Here is a 1,986-nt window from a genome sequence, read left to right as displayed (position 1 = left end):
GTCGAGAACCTGAGCTACACGGGATCGGCCAACTTCACCGGCACCGGCAATGCGCTGGCCAACACCATCACCGGTGGCGCCGGCCATGACACGCTGAATGGCGGGGCAGGTGCCGATAGCTTGATCGGCGGTGCGGGCGACGACACCTATATCGTCGACAATGCCAGCGACAGCGTTGCCGAGAACGCCGCCGCGGGAACCGACACGGTTCGCACGACTCTGGCAAGCTATATGCTTGACGCCAATGTCGAGAACCTCACCTATATCGGAATCGGAACGGCAGCCTTTGCCGGCACCGGAAACGATCTCGACAATGTAATCACAGGGGCGGCAGCCATCGATACGCTGTCAGGCGGCGACGGCCATGACACGCTGAATGGCGGGGCAGGTGCCGATAGCCTGATCGGCGGTGCGGGCGACGACACCTATATCGTCGACAATGCCGGCGACAGCGTTGCCGAGAACGCCGCCGCGGGAACCGACACGGTCAAGACCGTGCTGGCAAACTATATGCTTGGCGTCAATGTCGAGAACCTCACCTATGCAGGAACGGCAGCCTTTGTCGGGACAGGCAATAGCCTCGCCAACACGATCACTGGTGGTGTCGGCAACGACACGCTGAATGGCGGGGCAGGTGCTGACACGCTGATCGGCGGAGCGGGCAACGACATCTATATCGTCGATGATCTGGCCGACGTCATCACCGAGGCGGCCAGTGTCGGCACCGACGAAATTCGCACGTCGCTTGCGACCTACTCGATCGCGGCACTGACCAATGTCGAGAACCTGAGCTACACGGAATCTGCCAACTTCACCGGCACCGGCAATGCGCTCGCCAACAGGATCACCGGCGGCGCCGGCAATGATCTGCTGGACGGCGGCGCCGGCAATGACACGCTGATCGGCGGCGCGGGCAACGACATCTATGTGGTCGACAGCGCGAGCGACGTCGTCACCGAGTTGGCCAGTGCCGGCACCGACGAAATCCGCACGGCGCTTGCAGCCTATTCGATCGCTGCACTGATCAATGTCGAGAACCTGAGCTACACGGGATCGGCCAACTTCACCGGCACCGGCAATGCGCTGGCCAACACCATCACCGGCGGCGCCGGCCATGACACGCTGAATGGCGGGGCAGGTGCCGATAGCTTGATCGGCGGTGCGGGCGACGACACCTATATCGTCGACAATGCCGGCGACAGCGTTGCCGAAAACGCCGCCGCGGGAACCGATACGGTCAAGACCGTGCTGGCAAGCTATACGCTTGGCGCCAATGTCGAGAACCTCACCTATATCGGAATCGGAACGGCAGCCTTTGCCGGGACCGGAAACGATCTCGACAATGTAATCACAGGGGCGGCAGCCATCGATACGCTGTCAGGCGGCGACGGCAACGACACGCTGAATGGCGGGGCAGGCGCCGATACGCTGATCGGCGGTGCGGGCGACGACACCTATATCGTCGACAATGCCGGCGACAGCGTTGCCGAGAACGCCGCCGCGGGAACCGACACGGTTCGCACGGCCCTGGCCGCCTACACACTGGGAGCCAATGTCGAGAACCTCATTTATATCGGAACGGCAGCCTTTGTCGGGACAGGCAATAGCCTCGCCAACACGATCACTGGTGGTGTCGGCAACGACACGCTGAATGGTGCGGCTGGCGCTGACACCCTGATCGGCGGAGCGGGCAACGACATCTATATCGTCGATGATCTGGCCGACGTGGTCACCGAAGGGGTGAATGAAGGGACCGATCTGATCAGGACGGTGCTTTCTTCCTATGCCTTGACCAATATTGCCAATGTCGAAAACCTGGCTTTCATCGGCGCCGGCGATTTTATCGGCACCGGCAATGCGCTCGCCAACACGATCATCGGCGGCGCCGGCAACGATCTGCTGGACGGTGGCACCGGCAATGACACGCTGGTCGGCGGTGCGGGCAACGACATCTATGTGGTCGACAGTGCGAGCGACATCGTCACC

1 protein-coding gene is annotated in these 1,986 nt (G+C 62.1%); it reads left to right on the top strand.

What is annotated here, in order from left to right; all coding sequences use genetic code 11:
- On the top strand, positions 1–1,986 hold a 1,986-nt coding region (locus RWK44_RS34665), incomplete at both ends, for a beta strand repeat-containing protein (protein ID WP_316030154.1).

It is taken from the genome of Rhizobium sp. 25PS6, assembly GCF_032464655.1.
GTDB classification, from domain to species: Bacteria; Pseudomonadota; Alphaproteobacteria; order Rhizobiales; family Rhizobiaceae; genus Rhizobium; species Rhizobium laguerreae.
This window is presented reverse-complemented; position numbering and strand designations above follow the sequence as displayed.